The sequence below is a fragment of the Shewanella aestuarii genome, from assembly GCF_014647215.1.
GTDB lineage: Bacteria > Pseudomonadota > Gammaproteobacteria > Enterobacterales > Shewanellaceae > Shewanella > Shewanella aestuarii.
Genome location: NZ_BMOT01000005.1, coordinates 51,504 through 72,485 on the forward strand (window position 1 = coordinate 51,504; position 20,982 = coordinate 72,485).

The window sequence follows — 20,982 nt, forward strand, 5'->3', positions numbered from 1 at the left end:
CTTGCAGTGTCGGCATTTTTTATGACTGATATCAGGCTGCTAATCTCAGGCTGCTAATATTGATTTGATTTGTAACTGAAACTTGGGTTTGTTTGAAATTGACTTTAGAAATGCTCAGGGCTAACAAAGGTCATTTGTGTCAGTTTATATGGGTGAATAATCGATAACGATTTAGCGTGCAGCTTTAATCTTGGGCTGGCGTTAATCGCTGCTTTATCGGCGTAAAAAGTATCACCTAGAATGGGGTGACCTAAGGCAAGCATGTGAACCCGTAACTGATGTGTTCTGCCAGTGTGAGGGCGGAGTTCAATCAAGGTGCTGTTATCACGCAGTTTGAGCACCTGGTAATCGGTTATCGCCGCTTTCCCCTGTGTGCTAACTTGCTGAAAAGGCGGGTTATCAGCTATTGGGCCTAAGGCTAAATCAATTTGTCCTGAAAGTGGTGATACATGGCCTGCAACCTCGGCTATATACACCTTTTTCGCTTCACGGTTTTGAAATTGGGTTTTCAAATGTGATTCGGCTTTTTTGTTGCGGGCAAAAATTAAAATGCCTGAAGTGTCACAATCTAATCGGTGCACTAAAATGGCATCGGGATAACGCTCAATCACGCGACTAATCGCGCAGTCATGGGTCTCTGGCGCTCGTCCTGGGTTCGATAATAATCCCGATGGCTTATTAATAACGATGATGTCTTTGTCTACATGTCGAATATCTAACCAAGGAATGCTAGGCGGTTGATAACTAAAAATATGCATTGGTTCACTCAGAAGAAATTAACACGGATGATGAGGGGGAGTTTAGCAAATTTGTCGTCAAATAATTATAAAAAAGTGCTTAGCCATAATCGAAGTTTGAGGCCCCATTGGGTGGTGATACCTGATGTTACAAAGCGAATTTGTTGCTGATTATCGATAATATAAATAGCCGGAAAAGCATTCGCTCCCCATTGCTGTGAAAGGCTTTGTTGGTGTGGCACTAAAGTCATGTTAGCCTCGTTAATCACAGGAAACTGTAAGTCATTGTTGTACATGAATTGGATGATATCTTGATCACTTCCCGATGCGACTGCAATAGAAATGACTTGGTATTCATTATGTGAAGCAAGGCTATTTACCATTGGTGAGGTGACTTTGCAGGCCGGGCACCATGTTCCCCAAAAATACACCAATGTCGGTTTGGTTGAGGTGGCAAGTATAAATGGCTGTTGCTGAACGGTAACGGCCGAAAGTTGCGGCGCTTGACCGTCTATCATGTCACGTTGCATATAGCTGGCAATCGCAAAAAGAGCCACTGACAAAATACCCAGATCGCGAATTTGCTTTATCCAAAAAGCGCGGCTGTTAATCCGTTGGCGCAAGGTCATGTTATCAGTCATTTTTTCTCATTGTCTTATATTGAGTCTAAATATTCTGTTGGTGTCTTTCTGCTATAAATGCGGCTATAAGCCATCAGTTGCGGATAAAAGGTACGAAAAGCGATTTCAATATCAATATAGAGTTTATCTACATCTTTAATGGCACTGTTGAATAATTCGGGTTTAGATAAACGCTGACTAATGCCTGTAATTGCTTGATTTAAGCCTTGTTTAGTTTGATAACTGCTTAGCCAATCCTGCTGCACAATCTTGGGGATGATGTGTTGCAGCTTTTCTGGTAACTGCTCAGTTGTTTGCATACATTGATAAGCTTTTTGAGTGAAATCTTGCAGCGATTGATGATGATATTCTTCCCAGTAATAAGCTAGGTAATGATCAAAGGCTAAATCAATTAAAATTGGTGCCACTCTGCGGGATGATTTGGGAAATTGCTTTAATAAATCGATAATAATCTCATGACTGTCGGTCACCACATCTATTTGTCTATGTAACCAAATGCCCTGTTGCAAATGTTTTGGGTGGTTAATGATGCTGCCTTTGGCAAAATCACCCGCTAGATTTGCCGTTAAGTGAGTGCCACTGATGTCAGCAAGGTGTAGATGTGCAAGAAAGTTCATGATTTTATGCTTCTTTTTTAAAGGTTTTACAGTATGATAACAACTAAAGAAAAAAGGGTATTTGTCAGTAAAGCAATCATTACGTCTGCTAACTGTATCATAAACAAGTAAAATGCTGCACAAATAAGCCTCACAACAACGACATAAGCAATATTAACTACCGCTTTAAACTCTTAAGTAACGTTTGTTTTTAGGATCATGGACGATGAAAAACTGGCTGAACAAAATTATTGGGCGCACATCTGCGCCTACCCGCAATAAAGTGAAGTTTGATTTACACTATCATTCGCACAGTTTCACAATGGAAGACTTTAAAAACGCCAGTGAAGAGATAGAAATGGCCACAAGAGATAATCTTGAAGCTACCGTAGATGTCTCGAATGAAGTCAATAGCGCTGCAAGTAATAACTCAGATAATGATAACCTAACAAAATGATCGTCTTAACTTGATCTTCATTCACGGTCACCATAGACTAGCGGCCGTTTTTTAGACTTGTTGAGATCCCACTATGCGCGTCACCGACTTTTCGTTTGAGCTTCCAGATGAATTAATTGCCCGTTATCCTACGGCGCAACGCAATGCATCGCGTTTACTAACTCTTGATGGCCAAAATGGCGCCTTAGCTGATAAAAAATTCACCGATTTACTGCAAATGATCAACCCTGGTGACTTGATGGTATTTAATAATACCCGAGTGATCCCAGCACGTTTGTTTGGCCAAAAATCAACTGGCGGTAAGTTAGAGATTCTCGTTGAGCGCATGCTTGATGATAAGCGGATTCTCGCCCATGTTCGCAGCTCTAAATCTCCTAAAGTTGATAGTCTGATTGATTTAGATTCTGACTCAGGATGCGGTTACCAAATGAAAATGGTTGCTCGCCACGATACTCTTTTCGAGCTTGAGTTATTATCAGAGCTCACCATTCTAGAAGTATTAGAACAAATCGGTCATATGCCGTTACCGCCTTATATTGACCGCCCAGATGAAGACGCAGATAAAGAACGCTATCAAACCGTTTATAACCAAAAACCAGGTGCGGTAGCTGCACCAACGGCAGGTTTGCATTTTGATGATGCCATGTTGGCAGCGTTAAAAGACAAAGGCGTTAATATTGCGTTTGTTACATTGCACGTAGGTGCGGGCACTTTTCAGCCAGTGCGTGTTGATAATGTGCTTGAGCATAAAATGCACTCAGAGTGGGCCGATGTGCCACAGGATGTGGTTGATTTAATCGGCCAAACTAAAGCAGCCGGTAATCGTGTTATTGCCGTTGGTACCACCTCGGTTCGCTCGTTAGAAAGTGCCGCCAAAGCCTGTGGAGATAATCCATTAACGGCGTTTTGTGGTGATACTGATATCTTCATCTACCCAGGTTTTACTTTCAAAGTTGTCGATGCCATGGTGACTAATTTCCACCTGCCAGAGTCAACATTAATCATGTTGTTGAGTGCTTTTGCCGGTTATGACGAGGTCATGCACGCCTATCATCACGCGATAAAGCAAAAATATCGCTTTTTTAGCTATGGCGATGCGATGTTTGTGACGAAAAAAGCCCCCTAAAAGCAAAATATGATTTAAAATAAGCGCCCACTGATATGTGGGCTTTTTTTACACATTTTTTGGCAATGTGAAGGTTCAACACTTGAACTTATCACAATTGCCCTCATTACTATTGAAACAACAACGAGTCAGACTGTTTATCTGGCAAGGTGATTTATGAAATTTGAATTAGATACAACTGATGGCCGTGCCCGTCGTGGTCGTTTAGTATTTGAACGCGGTACCGTTGAAACGCCGGCATTTATGCCAGTAGGTACCTACGGTACGGTGAAAGGCATGACGCCTGAAGAAGTTCGCGCAACCGGTGCTGACATTCTTTTAGGTAATACCTTCCATTTATGGTTACGTCCAGGTGAAGAAATCATGCGTAAGCATGGTGATTTGCATGATTTTATGAATTGGCAGCGTCCAATTTTAACTGACTCGGGCGGATTCCAAGTATTCAGTTTAGGTGATATTCGTAAAATCACTGAAGAAGGTGTGCATTTTCGTTCACCCATTAATGGTGAGAAGATTTTCTTAGACCCTGAAAAGTCGATGCAAATTCAAGACTCGCTCGGCAGTGATGTGGTGATGATTTTTGACGAATGTACTCCGTACCCCGCGACACATGATGAAGCGCGTAAGTCGATGCAGATGTCGTTACGTTGGGCGAAACGTTCGCGTGATGAGTTTGATCGCTTAGAAAACCCAAATTCACTCTTTGGTATTATCCAAGGTGGTGTCTATGAAGATTTGCGTGATGAGTCTATTGCTGGGCTAACCAATATTGGTTTTGATGGTTATGCCGTGGGTGGTTTAGCGGTGGGTGAGCCCAAAGAAGATATGCACCGCATTCTTGAGCACGTTTGTCCGCAGTTACCTGAAGATAAGCCTCGCTATTTAATGGGTGTTGGTAAACCAGAAGATTTAGTTGAAGGTGTTCGCCGTGGTGTTGACATGTTTGACTGTGTAATGCCGACGCGAAATGCCCGTAATGGCCATTTGTTTACCAGCGAAGGCGTGATTAAAATCCGTAATGCGCGTCACCGTGATGACACGTCAACACTGGATGCCAAGTGTGATTGTTACACCTGTAAAAACTATTCACGTGCCTATTTGTATCACTTAGATCGTTGTAATGAGATTTTAGGTGCGCGTTTAAACACCATTCATAACCTACGTTACTATCAAATGTTGATGGAAGGTTTGCGTGGTGCGATTCAGACAGGTACATTAGACGCCTTTGTGAAGGACTTCTACACCGGTTTGGGACGTGAAGTTCCAGAAGTACCTGAGTTAAAAGATTAATTACAGTTTGTTTAGACTTATTATTGTTCATTTAATTGTTTATTTATAAGAAGAGAGAACTATGTTTATTTCAAATGCATATGCAAACGCAGCGGGCGCTCCACAAGGTGGCGGTACAATGGAATTAGTGTTCATGCTAGTCATGTTCGGCTTAATCTTTTATTTCATGATTTTCCGTCCGCAATCTAAGCGTGTTAAAGAACATAAAAACCTGATGTCTTCGATTTCAAAAGGTGATGAGGTGCTAACAAGTGGCGGTATTTTGGGTAAAGTAACCAAAATCAGCGACGAGAATGATTACGTGTTATTAGCCATTAATGACAACAATCAAATCACCATTAAAAAGGATTATATTGCGGCAGTATTACCTAAAGGTTCTATTGCGTCGCTATAAGCCAAGAGGGCGTCAGAGTGTTAAATAAATACCCTATGTGGAAAAACCTGATGGTGATAATTATTATCGCCATTGGGGCTTTTTATGCTACTCCGAACCTTTTTGGTGAAGACCATGCCGTTCAAGTTGTGGCAACCCGCGGTGCTGAAGTCACTGTTTCCACACAATCAACAGTAACAGACGTACTGGAAAGCAAAGGCATAGCGGTAAAGCGCTCTGAGCTTGAAAATGGTCAGTTGTTGGTGCGTGTGAATAACCCAGACCAGCAGTTATTGGCCAAAGAAGCCATTGCTCAGGTGCTAGGGAATAATTACACAGTTGCATTGAACTTAGCCCCAGCAACTCCAGAATGGCTTGAGTCTCTAGGTGGTTCACCTATGAAACTGGGTCTTGATTTACGTGGTGGTGTGCACTTCTTAATGGAAGTGGATATGGGCGAAGCCCTGCGTAAAATGGAAGAAGCAAAAATTGCTGATTTTCGTAGCCAACTGCGTGAAGAAAAAATTCGTTATGCCGGTATTCGTAAAACAGCTAAAGGCATCGAAATTAAATTTCGTGATGCTGAAACTGTTGGCGTAGCGGAACGTTTTCTGAAAACCAAAAGCAATGACATGGTGTTTTCTGATGGCAGTCGTGATGGCAACTTCTTCTTATTAGCCGATATGAGCGAAGCTTATATCAAGCAAGTAAAAGAAGAAGCGTTACAACAAAACATCACCACCATTCGTAACCGTGTTAACGAGTTAGGTGTTGCTGAGCCGGTTGTTCAACGTCAAGGCGCTGAGCGCATTATTGTTGAATTACCTGGTGTGCAAGATACCGCTCGTGCTAAAGAAATTTTAGGCGCAACGGCTTCAATTGAATTCCGTATGGTGGATGATAAAGCGGATCCGGAAGCGGCGGCTAGTGGTCGAGTATCAGCGGCATCAGAAGTCTATCAACGCCGTGGCGGTGGTATTGCTGTATTACGTAAAGAAGTGATGTTAACGGGTGATCATATCACTGGAGCACAACCTACTTTTGACGAATATAGCCGTCCACAGGTTGCCATTAACTTAGACGCTAAAGGTGGCTCAATTTTCTCAAACGTGACCAAAGATAACATTGGTAACCCAATGGCGACTTTGTTTATTGAATATAAGGATAGTGGTTTACGCAATCCGGATGGCACGGTGAAAATGACTAAGATTGAAGAAGTCATTTCAGTTGCCACGATTCAAGCACGTTTAGGACGTAATTTTGTTATTACAGGTCTTGAGCATAAAGAAGCGCAAAGCTTAGCTTTACTGTTACGTGCGGGTGCTTTGATTGCACCGGTGACGATTGTTGAAGAACGTACTATCGGTCCTAGCTTAGGTAAAGAAAACATCGAAAACGGTATGCAAGCCATGATCTTTGGTTTAGCCATCGTTTTAGTCTTCATGCTTGTTTATTACCGCGCATTTGGTTTTATCGCTAACTTAGCATTGCTAGCCAACCTAGTGATGGTTGTGGGTGTGATGTCGATGATCCCTGGAGCGGTATTAACGCTGCCTGGTATTGCGGGCATGGTATTAACTGTCGGTATGGCTGTTGATGGTAACGTACTTATTTATGAGCGTATTCGTGAAGAGTTACTTGCTGGACGCAGTGTTCAACAAGCGATTCATGAAGGTTATGCTAATGCGTTTTCAACCATTGCGGATGCTAACATTACTACCTTTATGACAGCGTTAATCTTGTTCGCTGTAGGTACGGGGGCTGTGAAAGGTTTTGCTGTGACCTTAATGATAGGTATTGCAACATCGATGTTTACTGCCATTGTTGGTACTCGTTCAATCGTGAATGCGCTTTGGGGCGGCAAACGTCTTAAAACGTTGTCAATTTAAGGAAGAGGTTGAACATGTTTCAGTTATTTTCAGTAAAAAACACCGTTGACTTCCTGCGTCATGCTGCACCGATCAGTATTATTTCGGTTATCTTAGTGATTGCCTCGTTTGTTTCTTTAGGCACCAAAGGCATTAACTGGGGATTAGACTTTACCGGTGGTACGGTTGTTGAAGTTGAGTTTTCTAGCCCTGTTGACTTGAATGAGTTGCGCAGCAAGCTAACCTCAGTAGAAACAGAAGGCGCATTAGTACAGAACTTTGGTTCAAGCACTGACGTGCTATTCCGTTTGCCTGTTCGTGAAAACATTAAAAGCGATCTACAAGCTATGGGGATTATGACCGTTGTTAATTCAATGGATCAAAACGCCATTCAAAAGCGTGTAGAGTTTGTTGGCCCTCAAGTGGGTAAACAGCTTGCTGAGCAAGGCGGTTTAGCGGTTATTGTCGCATTAATCTGTATTTTGATTTATGTGTCATTTCGTTTTGAATGGCGTCTCGCTGCGGGTTCTGTTGCGGCACTTGCCCATGACGTCATTGTAACACTTGGGGTATTTTCAATACTGCAACTTGAGTTTGATCTAACGGTACTTGCAGGTTTGTTAACGGTTGTCGGTTACTCACTCAACGATACGATTGTGGTATATGACCGTATTCGTGAGAATTTCCTCAAGATGCGTAAAGGCACTCCTGAAGAAATTGTTAACCAGTCAATTACACAGACCATGAGCCGTACTGTGATCACGACAGGTACTACGTTAATTGTGGTTATCGCGTTATTCTTGAAAGGTGGCACAATGATCCATGGTTTCGCAACCGCGTTACTGTGTGGTATTTTTGTGGGTACTTATTCATCTATCTATGTTGCAAGTTATCTTGCGATTAGATTGGGAATTAACCGCGAACACATGTTGCCGGTTGAAATTGAAAAAGAAGGGGCTGATCAGCCTCCAATGATGCCTTAATCGCACATGTTTTTCGAAGAAAACGCCACTTTAGCCTGCTAAAGTGGCGTTTTTATTTGTTAATTGATGAGCTTTAGCCAAACCAGTCTTTAACTTGATCCCAAATTCCTAATGACGTGTCTGGGAATAGGTCGATACCTAACGCTGATTTTAAAATATACAGAGACAACAGCCCGAACAACATCCCCACCAATATTACCGCTGTGATGCTGAGCATTAACATGGCCACTGACATTTTCTTTTCTGTGCGAGTATAAGCACGCTTGTTTTTGCCTAACAGAAACACATAATAAAATCGCCATTTGATAAAAGGAAACTTAAACGTACCTCTGTTATCAATAAAGTGGCCACCCCATGTGTTCGGACCTAGCGCACTTTTAATGCCTTGTAGTTGCTCATCCGTATATGTTTGGGCTAAAGATGACGGTAAGCGCCTGAGTAACTTTACAATCAGGTCATCTTGACGAATATCGGACACAATCGGCGACATGGTGATGTGGTTATTTTCATCCGGTTGCGGCTGCGACATGCAAAAACCTCGAAGTAGGGCGTGTAAGGGTTATTGTTTAACCATAGTCAATTAAAACCTATTTGGTTGAGATTTTAGATGCCAATGAGTTTTAAGTCATTAAACGCAAATTGCGCCATTCAATGAAATGTAGCGTATTAACAGTTAGCTAGCTGGAATTGATAATGATAACTGGTAATTAGCTTGACCATTATCAGCCGTTTTAAAGAAGCCTTCGCCTGTGGTGCTTTTAAAATCACCCGTTCCAGCCCCCACGACCAGGGTAAAATTACTTGAAGCAACATGATTATGATATTCGCCACTGTGTTGTAAAGTAATAGTGCCTGTTAATGGCCCGATGGCCATATTGATGACTTCAAAGCCAACAAAAAATGCGTGAGTATCATTGAGGTATGTCATCAGGTAATTGACATTGGCATCGCCTGTGACCTCACCATCATATTGCTGGGTTATCTTGGCATGGGTTTGTTTACCTCCGCCGATAAAGGTGTTGTAGGTGTTTTCATCCCAAGAGGTGATCTGAAAGCGGCCTGTGTAGATGTCATTGTCACTCATTGTTAAGCCTCGTTGTTTTAAGCCGATTTAACGGTGAAGGTGATTATTTATATCGGAAACAGTAGTTGTTGTCTAATTGTTAACCATGGCACAGTTCTCAACTCGACAGCAAATAGCTTTAGCAGTAGGATGAATAAAAATTTTGCTAAAGTGATAAAGGCATAAGCGGCATTTTACCGTAAATAACGCCCTAGGATAATAATAATGGAACAACGCAAAGTCTTGTTAACAGGTGGCAATTTACTTCAGGCCCACACTTGGAAAGGTTTATTAGAAACCAGCGGCATTGATGTTGATTTACGAGGTGAAGCTTTAATGGGCGGTGTGGGTGAATTACCCGTTGACATGCAAACTGTTGAGCTATGGATTGATCCTGAACAGTTAAATGCCGCCCAAACACTGTTAGCCAGTCTAGATGTCGAGCAACCTCAATGGCAATGTGTTCAATGCCATGAGCAAAATGAAGGCAGCTTTGAACTCTGTTGGCAATGCAGTTCGCCACGAAGTGAATCGCATAATTAAAATGTCATTGTGATACCGAGATAAATTTATTTTAAGGAGTTGCTATGCAACCAACTTCCGCATTTGCTCAACTTGTTGATTCAATTAAAGACAATGTTACCCATATCAGTATTGAACAATTTCAAGCAGACGATAGCTGGGTGTTAATTGACGTTCGTGAAGACCATGAATGGCTTCAAGGCCATTTACCCAATGCCAAACATTTAGGTAAAGGTATTATCGAACGTGATATCGAAACGCGCTTTCCTGATAAGGCGATACCTTTATTGCTTTATTGTGGTGGCGGCCATCGTTCATCACTTGCTGCGCATAATATTCAGCTGATGGGATATACCCATGTCGGGTCATTAGTGGGTGGGTTTAAAACCTGGGTTCAACATCAATTTCCAGTGGTGCAAGATTAAGTGCAATATTTTCCGTTATTTGTAGATACACAAGAACTTTTTGTTCTCATCGTTGGTGCTGGTGAGGTCGCGAGTCGCAAGCTTGATTTGTTAGCCCGCACAGATGCCAACATTCATGTTATTGCGCCGCAAGTTGCAGCAGATGTTGAAGCTTATGCTAGAAAAGGCAGAATAAAGCTCTCACGACGAGAAGTCTCTGTTGCCGATATGACATGTTATGACCTGATTTATTTAGCCACCGCCAATGAAACCCTCAACACGGATTTAGCGGTGATTGCCACGCAAAATGGTATTTGGGTTAATGTGGTCGACAACCCCAAATTTTGTCGTTTTATCACCCCATCAATTGTTGATAGAGGCCGGTTAGTGGTTGCCATCAGCACCGCAGGTGCCGCACCAGTATTTGCCCGAACTATTCGCTCTCGCCTTGAAACTTTACTGCCGAACTCGTTAGCGCCCTTGTTTGATTACGTGGCAACTAAGCGTGAAGATGTGCAGTTAAAACTGACAAATGGCAAAGACAGACGTTTGTTTTGGGAGCGTTTTTTTAATTTAAACCAAGATAGATTCGATGCTGCCACTGAGTCTCATTATCAGCAGGCTTTTGATAGCTATGCGAGTCGGGGAGAAATTTTATTGCTTGATGAAAATACCCCCGCAGGCCTGTTACCTATTGCAGTGATGCCATTACTGCAAAAATTGGATGTAGTATTCAGTGAACGTGAGCTTGATGATCAAACCAATGAGTTATTAAGGCGTGATGCTTCGCGTGAGTCACTACCGCTATTAAGTGTTATTTCAAAGCAGTTTGAACTTGGCGATAGAATGTTATTGGTTGCCCCTGCTGAAAAAATTACTCAGTTTAAAGCCCATTTTCCGATGGCAAAACATTTAAGACCTGGCGCAATTTAAGCTAATTTCCTTTATGATATAGCTATCTTTAATAACCGAGTTTACTCGGTTTTTTCTTTTGTGGACTCAATATGGCCCCTAAATCTACCGTTTATAAAGTTAACTTACAGATTGCTGACATGGACAGGCACTACTATGCCGAGCATCCACTAACGATTGCGCAGCACCCATCTGAAACGGATACCCGAATGATGGTGCGATTATTAGCATTTGCATTAAACGCCAGTGAATCATTGCAGTTTAGCAAAGGCTTGTGTGTTGATGATGAGGCAGAGCTGTGGGACGTTGATTTATCTGGTGTGGTCGATTTATGGGTAGAGTTTGGTCAAGCGGATGAAAAATGGCTTCGTAAAGCCAGCGGCAGAGCCAAACAAGTTGTTTTATATACCTATGGTGGTCGCAGTGTGCCAATTTGGTGGCAGCAAAACCAGTCGATATTAAGCCGTTTTAAAAACCTTAAAGTGGTTAATATTCCTGAACAAGCTGTAGAGCAGTTAGCGGGTTTTGTAGGACGTAATATGGCAATACAGGTCAATATTAATGAAGGTCAGGTATGGTTATCTAATGCGGATATGAGTGTGTTGGTTGAGCCTGAAGTGTTGCAGTAATCCTGTTTGTGATCTTACCGTGGGTTAACAAGCGATTGTTTCTTTGAGCTCGTTAACCCATTTTTATTGTGCATCTTATGGTTCAATTCCTCTTGATTTACTGACATTACCTTGATGATTTGACTGCCTTGTTGGCGGCGTTCTTACGGCCGACTGGCGAGCATTATTCACGTGTTTTGCACTGTTAACCTGCCTGTTACTCTCTTGTCTCGATGACTGCTTCGCTTGATAACTTGCCTGCCCATAACCCTGCTTATTGATACTCGGTTGTGTATTCGCAATATGGCTCGCAGTTTGTCGTGATTTCACTGCTGACATTTTGGGCTGCTGACGCGGCGTTATGACTTGGTTTTTTTGCAGTTGTGTTGTCCGATCATAGTTTTTATTTTGCACAGGTAATTTATGATCTTTTAATTGATTCTTGACACTGCCTTGTCTATCCAATTTATGGTTGTTGAACGCTTTCTCGCGATCATTACTGGCCATTTTATCGCGTGACGCTTGGTTGAACCGCGTGTCTTTACTGCTATGTTTGTTGCTGTCATATTGATGTGATCTTGTGCCATTTTGTAAAGATTGATTCACTCTGTGCTGCGCCGATTTATCTATTTTATGAATAGCTTGGCTGCTGTTTAGGCGCGGCTGTTGATGCATATCTTTACGCATACTTTTGGCTTGCTGGTGGTGTTGATAACGCTCTGGCGAATCATAACGTTTACTGACTACGCTGCTGCGGTATGCGACACCATGACGATGTGATGGTTGGTGTTTCCAACGCTTGGCACCGCTACTGTAAGCTATTTTACGAGAGGGCTTGTAGTAATGGCTATGGTGATGGTTTATCACCACGACTTTACGATGTGACCAATGTACTGAGCCAAAGAAGTAGTTAAAGTTAATATAAACACTCGGCCCCCAATAAATCGGGCGATGATAAGCATAAACTGGGCGTGTGTACCAATATACTGGCGGATACGCATGCCAGTACCAATTACCATAAACCACACGGCTATCGTAATAAGGTACATAAATGACTTCAGGTTTAGCCGGCTCAATAATAATCTGTTTTTCAACTTTGGTGACTTTCATATTGTCCAGATCATCAAAGCTGTTGGCATCATCCGCTTGTCGACGCAGCGTTTGCACCATAGCCAATACACTTTCCTCATCTTGCAAAAAAGCATCACCTAAATTTTGCGTCCATTCTAAATCATCATTGAGCTTTTCTAACACAGTGGGAAAAGCCGTTAAGGCAATTACACTAGGATCCCATGACTGTTGTTCAGCAAGTTGCATTCGGGTTTCAACATCCACGTTGGCTTGCTTTTTAAGCCAACGATTAGCTTGTACCAGTTCTAATGGGTAGGTTGATGCAATAAGAATATGGGTTAACAAACTGTCTGGGTATAACGCAATTGGCGCAAGCGTTTGTGCCAATTGCGCTTCTGTTAGTTGCTCAGAATATGGTGCAATTTGCTGACGTTCAGATGTTGTTTGCGCATGCACATGAAATGGTGAAACGGCTATGCCAGCAACAAACATCACAGCACATGTGCGTAATAGTAATGACGGTAAAAAGTGAGTGTGTTTCATATCATCTCCAACACTTTTGCTAAGTTAGGCTGATCATACAAAACTGAAAATGAACATAAGCTGAAAGTAAAATGCTTATGTTGAGAAGATAAGGCTAAATTTTGCTCCGGTTAACTCCACTGAATCACTAACGGTTAATTTACCCTGATAGCTGTTGACCAAATCACTGACAATGGCTAAACCGATACCATGGCCTTGTTGGTAGGTATCAGCCCTTGCGCCGCGTTCAAATATTAAGGCTTGTTGTGCAGCCGTTAAGCCTGGACCATCATCTTCAACCGTGATAATTAATTCACTTGCCGTGGTTTCTACGCTTAACAGCACCTGATGTTTGGCGGCTTTGCAGGCGTTATCAAGCAAGTTACCTATCATTTCACTTAAGTCGGCGCTGTCGCCCTTAAAAATAGCGGCTTGATTTTGGTAAAGCGTTTGCTGGTAATCAATATCTTTATGGCTGCTATGATAGATTTTGGTCAAGGTGCGAATAAGCTTAGTGGCGGTGTCATCAACATTAATACCCAAGTGCCAGGCATTACCCGCAACACTTTGCGCCTTTTTTAGTTGATAGCCAATAATGTGATTAATATGATCCAGTTGCTCATGGCTGTCTTGGGTAAGTTGCGGCTGTGATTTGATCACAGCCAGTGGGGTTTTTAAACTGTGAGCTAGATCTGAAAGCGCATTACGATAACGATTGCGCTGTTGTTTTTCAGTGTGCAGTAAGGTGTTGAGTTGTTTGGCTAAAATAGATAATTCGCTGGGGTATGACTGGCTTAATTCGGCCAGTTTTCCTTGCTCAACTAAGGTGATTTCATTACTGAACTGACTTAATGGTTTAAGTGTCCATGCCAACCACACCACTTGAATGATGATTAATACCAACATCAAAACACCTATCCATACCCAAAGGGTACGGTTAAACTCGTCTGCTTGAGTTTGATAATCGGACTCATCTTTAATGATGTGTAGCGTTAGCGGAATAAGTTGTTTTTGATGAGAAAAACTCACGGTAAAGCTAAAAACCACATGCTTAACTTTACCTATTTTTACTCGATAAAACTGGCTTTGGCCCACCAAGGGGTGATTGAGATTCGGTGTGTTAATGCCAAAAAAAGAGCCTGAAGACCAAACTATTTTATGTTGTTGATCACTAATTAGCGCATATAAGCCCGAACCTATGACGTTAAATTGATTTTCAACTAGGTGCGGCGGCATATTGATATCACCGTTATCGACATCAGCCACCGCCAACACACTGTACATGTAGGCGTTAAGTTGGTTTTCTATCGACAGGGCTATTTGTCGTTCAAAGGCTTTATTAACGGTAAAACCAATCGCAGGCAATAACACCATAATCAGTAATAAGCCGCTGACAACAAACCGGGCTTTTAATGAATGATGCCATGGCTTGCTTTGGATCATTTTGCGTTATCTTCAAGAGTTCGAAGACGATAACCCTGTCCACGCAGGGTTTCAATTAATTGATATTGATTATCTGGGTCTAGTTTTTTGCGTAAGCGACGAATAAACACTTCAATCACATTCGAGTCTAGGTCGAAATCTTGATCGTAAATATGCTCAATTAATGTGGATTTAGAAATCACCGCATTTTGGTGCATCATCAAATATTCGAATAATTTAAATTCTGAGCTGCTTAAGGTGATAGGTTGCTGATGCAAACTTAGCGCGAGGGTGCGGGTATTGAGTTGCAAAGGCCCGTTAGTGATAACCGGACTGGCTTGGCCTGCTGAGCGGCGTATTAAAGCATTTAAGCGTGCTGATAACTCTTCAACTTGAAAAGGTTTAGTTAAATAATCATCGGCACCAGCATCTAAGCCTTTGACTTTATCTTGCCAACCATCACGGGCGGTTAAAATTAAAATGGGATAGCTGATCCCTTGTTGGCGCAGTTGTTCAATTAAACTAATACCATCAATTTTAGGTAAGCCAACATCAATAATGGCGGCATCAAATAGGGTTTCTTGAGCTTGAAAAAGGCCATCCTCGCCATCAGATGCGACATCCACACTGTATTGGGCCTGCTGTAAATGCTGGGCAAGGTTAGTTTGTAAACTTAAATCATCTTCAACAATCAGTATGCGCATGGTTAGTTCCTCGATACCGCTCCAGTTACCGCATTGACGCTGGCATAAAAAACCACACCATCATTACTTAACAATTTAACTTGGTAACCAGGGTTGCCATTTACTTGACTAGATTGCACCCGCAATACTTTACCACCATATTGGCTTTGGGCGCGGCTTGAGGCTTGTTGGGCGCTTTTTATGACTAGATTTTGCTGCTTTTGCTTTTGTGGACCAGGATGTTGTAGGCCATTAAATGGAAATACCGCCATGCTTGCTGCCGCAGATGAACTTTGGGCAGTGCTAGGCAAAATGATGCTGCATAAACTACACATCAGTGAAGCCGATAAAATGACGCTTTTTAATGAAGCACGATTCATGTGTTATTCCATTTAACTAAAATGTTCACAGCGAAGTTATCACAAACTATGTGAGTAATATTAGGCAAAATCAGCTATCAGTGTAAAAGATCCTCTTCACTTTATAAACACTTAACAAGCAACTGTGATGATTATCTCGTAATCAAAATGAATAGAGTCTGAATAAAAAAATTTTCTGTTCAGCTTGGATTCATTTTGAATCGTTTCTAATGCACTCAAGCGTAAAGCCATTAAGGAATGATTATGAAATCGCATAATGTGTCGTTATTAAGTCAAACAAAACAAGCCGCTTTTGCCACTTTGATGATGGCTGGATTAACCATCTCTCCTTTAGTCACTGCCCAGGAGGCTGTAGCGACAATACAGGCCGTGAGTGAAGGTCGTATGATGAAGGGACAACTAGACGGTTTTAGTAATGAAGATAAACACAAACAAATTGAAAAGCTTAAATTAAATGCTAAGCAGCAGATTATTACCAAAAAAGATTTTGTGTCGCGTGATGATCGCATTGCCGCCTATCAACAAGGTCAGCTGTCGCCGCCAGATTTATCTGTAGTGAAGCCGCAAACAATGACGGCGAATACTAAGGTGACTATTGATAGAACGCAGGTGCAACAGGCTCAGCAAAGTGTGATTGGCTACCGTGACTTTGCAATCTTCGAAGCTTATAGCCGTTTATTTGATGACTTAGATCAGGATGGATTTTATCAAACTTTCAGTGTGACATTTGATGCCGATGTTTATGGCTACACCCTAAATGAGCCGGCAAATGTTTATGCTGAAATGTATCTAAGCCGTAATGGTGGTCCGTGGGAACATTATTACACTACGGATGTTTTCACCATTTATGGCCAATCAGAAGATGATGACTTTGAGGTGTTAACCACTTTGAGCCAAGGCTATCAAACGGATTTTTACGATGTGCTTATCGACCTTTATGAATATGGTTATCCTGAAGTGGTGGCGACATTAAGTGCCGATGAATCCGATGGTTTATATGCTTTAGCACTGGAAAGTCATGATCGAGATGTGGTGTATGAACAAGAAATTGTTGAAGAAGTGGTTATCGTAGGGGGAGGAAGTTTGTCATGGGGGGCATTATTCCTTCTGATTGCTGGCTTATTCAGCAGACGGGCAACAAACGGAAAATAGATTAACCCAAAAGCTTAAGTTATCGATACAATCATCAATTATCGTTTTCACTTGCTCGCCATAGTTTATGGCACTGCGAAACAAGTGTGTAATGAAGAGTAATGTATAAGTGAGTGTTAAAATCATGCAAAACAAATATAAAGTGCTTTTCGTCTCTGGGGCGATACTTTTATCAGGTTGTCAGTTACCTAATCCATATACTGGCGAAGCGGAAAACAGCAAAGCCACAAACGGTGCCATTATTGGTGCTATTGGTGGCGCTGCTATTGGCGTAGCCTCATCAAGTAAAAAAGATCGCGGTAAAGGTGCATTAATTGGCGCGGCATCGGGCGCAGCAGTGGGCGGCGGTATTGGTTATTACATGGATGTGCAAGAATCTAAACTGCGTCAGCAATTAAAATCAACGGGTGTTGGCGTAACGCGTAATGGCGACAATATTATTTTGAATATGCCTAATGATGTTACCTTTGATGTCGATCAGACTGTACTTAGTCAACGTGCTAAATCAGTTTTGGACAGTGTTGTGCTGGTAGCCAAAGAGTATGATAAAACCCGTCTTAATGTGATTGGCCATACTGACAGTTCAGGTTCAGATTCTTATAACCTACGTTTATCACAGGTGCGTGCCAGCGAAGTGGCGCAGTACATTACCAGTCAAAAGGTCAGTGGTGGTCGAGTTTCTTCAACGGGAATGGGTGAAAGCCAGCCGATAGCATCGAATGTTGACGCTGCGGGTAGAGCACAAAACCGTCGTGTAGAAATTATGCTTACACCAATCGGCTAAAACTAAGTGATTGAAAAACAATCAAGCCACCGCAAGGTGGCTTTTTGTTATTCAACGTTCAGCGAATAAGATACTGTCAGTCAATAAGAAAGGGGGGTTATTATCAGTACATCATAAAACAACCTATACTTTGACGCTGGAGGCTGTTTTGCTGTCAGGGGTATGGATATCATTTTTAAGTGCCAACATGATCATCATCCCGATACTGATAAGGGGAATAAAACTGGCGATAAAACCAATTACAGTCACCAATATGGGGCTTTGAGTTTTACGCTTTGCCAGCACGGCAATGATGATAGTTGCGATAGCTAGCCAGACAATAAACAGTTGGCCAAACACAGTTGCATTTATGCTCATAGATAGAAGTCCTTCTCTAATAATTCGTTTCAGTCATATACAGTTGCGTACCATTTACAGCAAACTCATTAAGTGAAGCACTGCGGCATTAAATGACGCTTGATCGCACACTCCCTTGTTTCAACTGGGTTGTTAGTACATCGCCCTTGCTCACTTTTGAAGAATCTGTAACAACGCAGTCATTCAGTTTGGTAATCGAATAGCCCCGAGTTAAGGTTGATAATGGGCTGACCGTTTCCAGTTGATGTACCGCATGTTGCAAGCGCAAATCAGCCTGACGAAAGTAACTTTTACTGGCATCGTCGAATCGTGATGCTAAAAACTGCAATCGATTACGTTCTACTTTTAAGCTATTTACCGGTGAGCACTGCTGTAGTCGGCTATGCAATTGTTGCTGTTGCATTGCTAATCGATTCAGGCGATGTTGCAAGGCATTGTCTAGGCGCATTTGCATTTCATCAAAACCTTGTTCAAATTGTTGTAAGCGCCTAGCGGGATCGTGGCGTTGTAATTGATGGTGTAAATCCACCAGTTGACTGGTTTGATGAAGTTGGTAGTGACGTATGCTTTGTTGCAATCTTGATAACATCAAGGCTAGCTTTTCGGTTTTATTGCCTTTGTCTTTGGATAATAACTCTGCCCCAGCAGAGGGCGTAGGTGCACGTACATCGGCAACGTAATCACTAATAGTGGTGTCAATTTCGTGTCCTACCGCGCTGACAATGGGTATCGCACTGTTATAAATGGCATGGGCAAGTAATTCATTATTAAAGCACCATAGGTCTTCTAAAGAGCCACCACCACGGGTTAGAAGTAATACATCTACCTCAAGACGACGATTAGCTTGTTGAATCGCATTACAAATTAATTGGCTAGCAGCTCCACCTTGCACTTGAGTGGGGTAAACTATTACCTCGATAGAGGGGTCACGCCTTGCTAATACATGTAATACATCTCGAAGCGCTGCGCCTGTTGCAGAGGTGATCACACCAATTCGTTGGATATTATCCGGTAACGGGCGTTTGGTTTCAGCGGCAAATAATCCTTCCGCTGCCAATTTCATTTTTAGGGCTTCGTACTCTTGGGCTAATAAACCGTCACCGGCTGGCAACATCGACTCAATGAGTAATTGATAGTCACCGCGAGGCTCATAAACGCTAATTGCGCCTTTGACTAACACCTGCTGACCATTGACCGGCCGAAAGCGCACAGATTGGTTACGACCTTTAAACATGGCGCAACGTATTTGGGAAAAGTTATCTTTAAGGGTGAGATACCAATGGCCAGAAGAAGGCGAAGAAAAATTGGATATTTCGGCATTAAGCCAAATCTTACCCAATTGACCTTCCAGAATTTGCCTTACTTCACCGTTTAATTTGGACACGGTATAAACATTGTCTTTTGTGGCACTCATGTCTTTTCTTATTCTAAAGGTAATAAAATCCTATTTTCCATTTACCAACCCCAATATGCAAGGTATAATCCCGCCGCAATATTTCACCTCAAATCCTACTTAAATAGGGAGATGTTGCCATGCTACGTTTACTGAAAGATGCACTAACCTTTGATGATGTGTTGTTGGTTCCTGCCCACTCGACCGTACTCCCTAATACCGCTGTTCTCAAAACGCGTTTAACGAATAAAATCGAACTCAATATCCCACTTGTTTCAGCTGCCATGGATACAGTGACAGAGTCACGTCTTGCAATTGCTATCGCACAAGAAGGTGGTTTAGGTTTTGTTCACAAAAACATGAGTATTGAGCAACAAGCCGAAGAAGTTCGTAAAGTTAAAAGTTATGAAGCTGGTATTGTTCAAGATCCAGTGACTGTTACTCCATCTACTAGCCTGACAGATTTACGTCTATTAACCGAGAAAAACGGTTTTGCTGGCTACCCAGTGGTTAATGATGCCCATGAACTTGTGGGTATTATTACTGGTCGTGACGTGCGTTTTGTGACTGATTGGAGCAAAAACGTATCACACATGATGACGCCAAAAGAGCGTCTAGTGACTGTTGCTGAAGGCACTAAGTTAGATGAAGTACAAAAACTGATGCACTCACACCGTATTGAAAAAGTGTTAGTGGTTGATGATAACTTCAAGCTAAAAGGCTTAATCACAGTAAAAGACTTCGAAAAAGCAGAACGTAAACCTAATGCCTGTAAAGATGAATTAGGTCGTTTACGCGTGGGTGCGGCTGTGGGTGCGGGTCCTGGTAATGAAGAGCGTGTTGATGCGTTAGTCAAAGCGGGTGTTGACGTGTTATTGATTGACTCATCGCATGGTCATTCTGAAGGCGTATTACAACGTATTCGTGATACCCGTGCAAAATACCCAGATTTACAAATTGTTGGCGGTAACGTAGCTACAGCAAGTGGCGCATTAGCGTTAGTTGAAGCGGGTGTTAATGCGGTTAAAGTGGGTATTGGCCCTGGTTCAATTTGTACGACACGTATTGTTACTGGTGTAGGTGTGCCGCAAATTACCGCGGTATCAGATGCCGCTGAAGCTGTTAAAGCACTGGGTATTCCAGTCATCGCCGATGGTGGTGTACGTTTTTCTGGTGACTTAGCAAAAGCTTTAGCCGCTGGTGCATCATGCATCATGGCCGGTTCAATGTTTGCTGGTACTGATGAAGCACCAGGTGAAACCGAACTGTATAAAGGCCGTGCTTATAAATCATACCGTGGTATGGGATCGCTAGGGGCAATGGGTCAAACTCAAGGCTCATCAGATCGTTACTTCCAAAGTGACAACGCCGCTGACAAATTAGTACCAGAGGGTATTGAAGGTCGCGTGCCATATAAAGGTAAACTCAAAGAAATTATCCATCAGCACATGGGCGGCTTGCGTTCATGTATGGGCTTAACAGGTTGTGCGACCATTAAAGATCTTAATGAAAAAGCGCAATTTGTAAAAGTAACCTCAGCAGGTATGGGTGAGTCACACGTTCATGACGTGACGATTACCAAAGAAGCGCCGAACTACCGTTCAGGTTCTTAGTGTGAATTAGGGCGGCGTAAGCCGC

At 42.3% G+C, this 20,982-nt stretch carries 24 protein-coding genes; 13 read left to right on the forward strand and 11 right to left on the reverse strand.

The window, feature by feature from the left end; genetic code table 11:
- Positions 1 to 104: 104 nt before the first annotated feature.
- The 3 genes from IEY03_RS08970 to IEY03_RS08980 form a co-directional block, all read right to left on the reverse strand.
- Positions 105 to 758: a pseudouridine synthase gene (locus IEY03_RS08970; RefSeq protein WP_188841031.1), complete on the reverse strand. Its 654-nt coding sequence runs from the start codon at positions 756 to 758 to the stop codon at positions 105 to 107.
- Positions 759 to 823: 65 nt separating this feature from the next.
- Positions 824 to 1,378: a protein disulfide oxidoreductase gene (locus IEY03_RS08975; RefSeq protein WP_188841032.1), complete on the reverse strand. Its 555-nt coding sequence runs from the start codon at positions 1,376 to 1,378 to the stop codon at positions 824 to 826.
- A gap of 14 nt (positions 1,379 to 1,392) precedes the next feature.
- Positions 1,393 to 1,995 carry an acyl carrier protein phosphodiesterase gene (locus IEY03_RS08980; RefSeq protein WP_188841033.1) on the reverse strand — a complete coding sequence of 201 codons (603 nt, stop codon included), beginning with the start codon at positions 1,993 to 1,995 and terminating at the stop codon, positions 1,393 to 1,395.
- Positions 1,996 to 2,200: 205 nt separating this feature from the next.
- On the opposite strand from IEY03_RS08980, the gene IEY03_RS08985 reads away from it, so the two are divergent.
- The 6 genes from IEY03_RS08985 to secF all read left to right on the forward strand — a co-directional run bounded on the left by IEY03_RS08985 (position 2,201) and on the right by secF (position 8,071).
- Positions 2,201 to 2,431, forward strand: a complete 231-nt coding sequence (locus tag IEY03_RS08985; RefSeq protein WP_188841034.1) for a hypothetical protein — start codon at positions 2,201 to 2,203, stop codon at positions 2,429 to 2,431.
- A 73-nt stretch (positions 2,432 to 2,504) separates the two neighbouring features.
- Entirely contained in the window at positions 2,505 to 3,557 is a 1,053-nt protein-coding gene (gene queA / locus IEY03_RS08990; RefSeq protein ID WP_188841035.1) for a tRNA preQ1(34) S-adenosylmethionine ribosyltransferase-isomerase QueA, read from the forward strand.
- Positions 3,558 to 3,713: 156 nt separating this feature from the next.
- Positions 3,714 to 4,847 carry a tRNA guanosine(34) transglycosylase Tgt gene (gene tgt, locus IEY03_RS08995; RefSeq protein WP_188841036.1) on the forward strand — a complete coding sequence of 378 codons (1,134 nt, stop codon included), beginning with the start codon at positions 3,714 to 3,716 and terminating at the stop codon, positions 4,845 to 4,847.
- A 61-nt stretch (positions 4,848 to 4,908) separates the two neighbouring features.
- Entirely contained in the window at positions 4,909 to 5,241 is a 333-nt protein-coding gene (yajC, locus tag IEY03_RS09000) for a preprotein translocase subunit YajC (protein WP_188841037.1), read from the forward strand.
- Between the two features lie 17 nt (positions 5,242 to 5,258).
- Complete coding sequence (gene secD, locus IEY03_RS09005; protein WP_188841038.1) at positions 5,259 to 7,109, forward strand: protein translocase subunit SecD; 1,851 nt, start codon at positions 5,259 to 5,261, stop codon at positions 7,107 to 7,109.
- Positions 7,110 to 7,123: 14 nt separating this feature from the next.
- Positions 7,124 to 8,071 carry a protein translocase subunit SecF gene (gene secF / locus IEY03_RS09010; protein WP_188841039.1) on the forward strand — a complete coding sequence of 316 codons (948 nt, stop codon included), beginning with the start codon at positions 7,124 to 7,126 and terminating at the stop codon, positions 8,069 to 8,071.
- Between the two features lie 73 nt (positions 8,072 to 8,144).
- Here the strand turns inward: secF and IEY03_RS09015 are convergent, their stop codons facing one another.
- Both IEY03_RS09015 and IEY03_RS09020 read right to left on the reverse strand, forming a co-directional pair.
- Positions 8,145 to 8,600 (reverse strand): hypothetical protein, encoded by a 456-nt coding sequence (locus IEY03_RS09015; RefSeq protein WP_229778255.1) that lies wholly within the window; start codon positions 8,598 to 8,600, stop codon positions 8,145 to 8,147.
- A 144-nt stretch (positions 8,601 to 8,744) separates the two neighbouring features.
- A complete protein-coding gene (locus IEY03_RS09020; RefSeq protein ID WP_188841040.1) occupies positions 8,745 to 9,155 on the reverse strand; it encodes a DUF3224 domain-containing protein in 411 nt (136 codons plus the stop codon).
- A 204-nt stretch (positions 9,156 to 9,359) separates the two neighbouring features.
- Here IEY03_RS09020 and IEY03_RS09025 point away from each other — a divergent pair, with 204 nt between their 5' ends.
- The 4 genes from IEY03_RS09025 (at position 9,360) to IEY03_RS09040 (ending at position 11,601) form a co-directional block, all read left to right on the forward strand.
- Positions 9,360 to 9,677: a putative signal transducing protein gene (locus tag IEY03_RS09025; protein WP_188841041.1), complete on the forward strand. Its 318-nt coding sequence runs from the start codon at positions 9,360 to 9,362 to the stop codon at positions 9,675 to 9,677.
- Between the two features lie 44 nt (positions 9,678 to 9,721).
- On the forward strand, positions 9,722 to 10,081 hold the full coding sequence (locus IEY03_RS09030; RefSeq protein ID WP_188841042.1) for a rhodanese-like domain-containing protein: 360 nt from the start codon (positions 9,722 to 9,724) through the stop codon (positions 10,079 to 10,081).
- Positions 10,082 to 10,993 (forward strand): precorrin-2 dehydrogenase/sirohydrochlorin ferrochelatase family protein, encoded by a 912-nt coding sequence (locus IEY03_RS09035; RefSeq protein WP_188841043.1) that lies wholly within the window; start codon positions 10,082 to 10,084, stop codon positions 10,991 to 10,993.
- 71 nt (positions 10,994 to 11,064) lie between these two features.
- Complete coding sequence (locus tag IEY03_RS09040; protein ID WP_188841044.1) at positions 11,065 to 11,601, forward strand: YaeQ family protein; 537 nt, start codon at positions 11,065 to 11,067, stop codon at positions 11,599 to 11,601.
- A gap of 75 nt (positions 11,602 to 11,676) precedes the next feature.
- Here the strand turns inward: IEY03_RS09040 and IEY03_RS09045 are convergent, their stop codons facing one another.
- From IEY03_RS09045 to IEY03_RS09060, 4 genes are all read right to left on the reverse strand, one after another.
- Entirely contained in the window at positions 11,677 to 13,194 is a 1,518-nt protein-coding gene (locus IEY03_RS09045; RefSeq protein WP_229778257.1) for a DUF3300 domain-containing protein, read from the reverse strand.
- A gap of 75 nt (positions 13,195 to 13,269) precedes the next feature.
- Entirely contained in the window at positions 13,270 to 14,616 is a 1,347-nt protein-coding gene (locus IEY03_RS09050; protein WP_188841045.1) for an ATP-binding protein, read from the reverse strand.
- Complete coding sequence (locus IEY03_RS09055; RefSeq protein ID WP_188841046.1) at positions 14,613 to 15,299, reverse strand: response regulator transcription factor; 687 nt, start codon at positions 15,297 to 15,299, stop codon at positions 14,613 to 14,615. Before IEY03_RS09055 ends, IEY03_RS09050 begins: the two co-directional genes overlap by 4 nt.
- Positions 15,300 to 15,301: 2 nt before the next feature.
- Complete coding sequence (locus IEY03_RS09060) at positions 15,302 to 15,658, reverse strand: PepSY domain-containing protein (protein WP_229778258.1); 357 nt, start codon at positions 15,656 to 15,658, stop codon at positions 15,302 to 15,304.
- Positions 15,659 to 15,901: 243 nt separating this feature from the next.
- Between IEY03_RS09060 and IEY03_RS09065 the strand changes: the two genes are divergently transcribed.
- Both IEY03_RS09065 and IEY03_RS09070 read left to right on the forward strand, forming a co-directional pair.
- On the forward strand, positions 15,902 to 16,810 hold the full coding sequence (locus tag IEY03_RS09065; RefSeq protein WP_229778259.1) for a choice-of-anchor H family protein: 909 nt from the start codon (positions 15,902 to 15,904) through the stop codon (positions 16,808 to 16,810).
- A 124-nt stretch (positions 16,811 to 16,934) separates the two neighbouring features.
- Positions 16,935 to 17,594 carry a YiaD family glycine zipper/OmpA-like lipoprotein gene (locus IEY03_RS09070; protein WP_188841048.1) on the forward strand — a complete coding sequence of 220 codons (660 nt, stop codon included), beginning with the start codon at positions 16,935 to 16,937 and terminating at the stop codon, positions 17,592 to 17,594.
- 123 nt (positions 17,595 to 17,717) lie between these two features.
- Here IEY03_RS09070 and IEY03_RS09075 read toward each other — a convergent pair whose 3' ends face one another.
- Entirely contained in the window at positions 17,718 to 17,951 is a 234-nt protein-coding gene (locus IEY03_RS09075) for a hypothetical protein (protein WP_188841049.1), read from the reverse strand.
- An 88-nt stretch (positions 17,952 to 18,039) separates the two neighbouring features.
- Positions 18,040 to 19,365 carry an exodeoxyribonuclease VII large subunit gene (xseA, locus tag IEY03_RS09080; protein ID WP_188841050.1) on the reverse strand — a complete coding sequence of 442 codons (1,326 nt, stop codon included), beginning with the start codon at positions 19,363 to 19,365 and terminating at the stop codon, positions 18,040 to 18,042.
- Between the two features lie 119 nt (positions 19,366 to 19,484).
- Here xseA and guaB point away from each other — a divergent pair, with 119 nt between their 5' ends.
- A complete protein-coding gene (gene guaB, locus IEY03_RS09085; protein WP_188841051.1) occupies positions 19,485 to 20,957 on the forward strand; it encodes an IMP dehydrogenase in 1,473 nt (490 codons plus the stop codon).
- The last annotated feature ends 25 nt before the right edge of the window (positions 20,958 to 20,982 follow it).

What these genes read in the sequence shown, in the direction of transcription:
- IEY03_RS08970 (WP_188841031.1), bottom strand. Translation starts at nt 758, where the DNA reads ATGCATATTTTTAGTTATCAACCGCCTAGCATTCCTTGGTTAGATATT.
- IEY03_RS08975 (WP_188841032.1), bottom strand. Translation starts at nt 1,378, where the DNA reads ATGACTGATAACATGACCTTGCGCCAACGGATTAACAGCCGCGCTTTT.
- IEY03_RS08980 (WP_188841033.1), bottom strand. Translation starts at nt 1,995, where the DNA reads ATGAACTTTCTTGCACATCTACACCTTGCTGACATCAGTGGCACTCAC.
- IEY03_RS08985 (WP_188841034.1), top strand. Translation starts at nt 2,201, where the DNA reads ATGAAAAACTGGCTGAACAAAATTATTGGGCGCACATCTGCGCCTACC.
- queA (WP_188841035.1), top strand. Translation starts at nt 2,505, where the DNA reads ATGCGCGTCACCGACTTTTCGTTTGAGCTTCCAGATGAATTAATTGCC.
- tgt (WP_188841036.1), top strand. Translation starts at nt 3,714, where the DNA reads ATGAAATTTGAATTAGATACAACTGATGGCCGTGCCCGTCGTGGTCGT.
- yajC (WP_188841037.1), top strand. Translation starts at nt 4,909, where the DNA reads ATGTTTATTTCAAATGCATATGCAAACGCAGCGGGCGCTCCACAAGGT.
- secF (WP_188841039.1), top strand. Translation starts at nt 7,124, where the DNA reads ATGTTTCAGTTATTTTCAGTAAAAAACACCGTTGACTTCCTGCGTCAT.
- IEY03_RS09015 (WP_229778255.1), bottom strand. Translation starts at nt 8,600, where the DNA reads ATGTCGCAGCCGCAACCGGATGAAAATAACCACATCACCATGTCGCCG.
- IEY03_RS09020 (WP_188841040.1), bottom strand. Translation starts at nt 9,155, where the DNA reads ATGAGTGACAATGACATCTACACAGGCCGCTTTCAGATCACCTCTTGG.
- IEY03_RS09025 (WP_188841041.1), top strand. Translation starts at nt 9,360, where the DNA reads ATGGAACAACGCAAAGTCTTGTTAACAGGTGGCAATTTACTTCAGGCC.
- IEY03_RS09030 (WP_188841042.1), top strand. Translation starts at nt 9,722, where the DNA reads ATGCAACCAACTTCCGCATTTGCTCAACTTGTTGATTCAATTAAAGAC.
- IEY03_RS09040 (WP_188841044.1), top strand. Translation starts at nt 11,065, where the DNA reads ATGGCCCCTAAATCTACCGTTTATAAAGTTAACTTACAGATTGCTGAC.
- IEY03_RS09045 (WP_229778257.1), bottom strand. Translation starts at nt 13,194, where the DNA reads ATGAAACACACTCACTTTTTACCGTCATTACTATTACGCACATGTGCT.
- IEY03_RS09050 (WP_188841045.1), bottom strand. Translation starts at nt 14,616, where the DNA reads ATGATCCAAAGCAAGCCATGGCATCATTCATTAAAAGCCCGGTTTGTT.
- IEY03_RS09055 (WP_188841046.1), bottom strand. Translation starts at nt 15,299, where the DNA reads ATGCGCATACTGATTGTTGAAGATGATTTAAGTTTACAAACTAACCTT.
- IEY03_RS09060 (WP_229778258.1), bottom strand. Translation starts at nt 15,658, where the DNA reads ATGAATCGTGCTTCATTAAAAAGCGTCATTTTATCGGCTTCACTGATG.
- IEY03_RS09065 (WP_229778259.1), top strand. Translation starts at nt 15,902, where the DNA reads ATGAAATCGCATAATGTGTCGTTATTAAGTCAAACAAAACAAGCCGCT.
- IEY03_RS09070 (WP_188841048.1), top strand. Translation starts at nt 16,935, where the DNA reads ATGCAAAACAAATATAAAGTGCTTTTCGTCTCTGGGGCGATACTTTTA.
- IEY03_RS09075 (WP_188841049.1), bottom strand. Translation starts at nt 17,951, where the DNA reads ATGAGCATAAATGCAACTGTGTTTGGCCAACTGTTTATTGTCTGGCTA.
- xseA (WP_188841050.1), bottom strand. Translation starts at nt 19,365, where the DNA reads ATGAGTGCCACAAAAGACAATGTTTATACCGTGTCCAAATTAAACGGT.
- guaB (WP_188841051.1), top strand. Translation starts at nt 19,485, where the DNA reads ATGCTACGTTTACTGAAAGATGCACTAACCTTTGATGATGTGTTGTTG.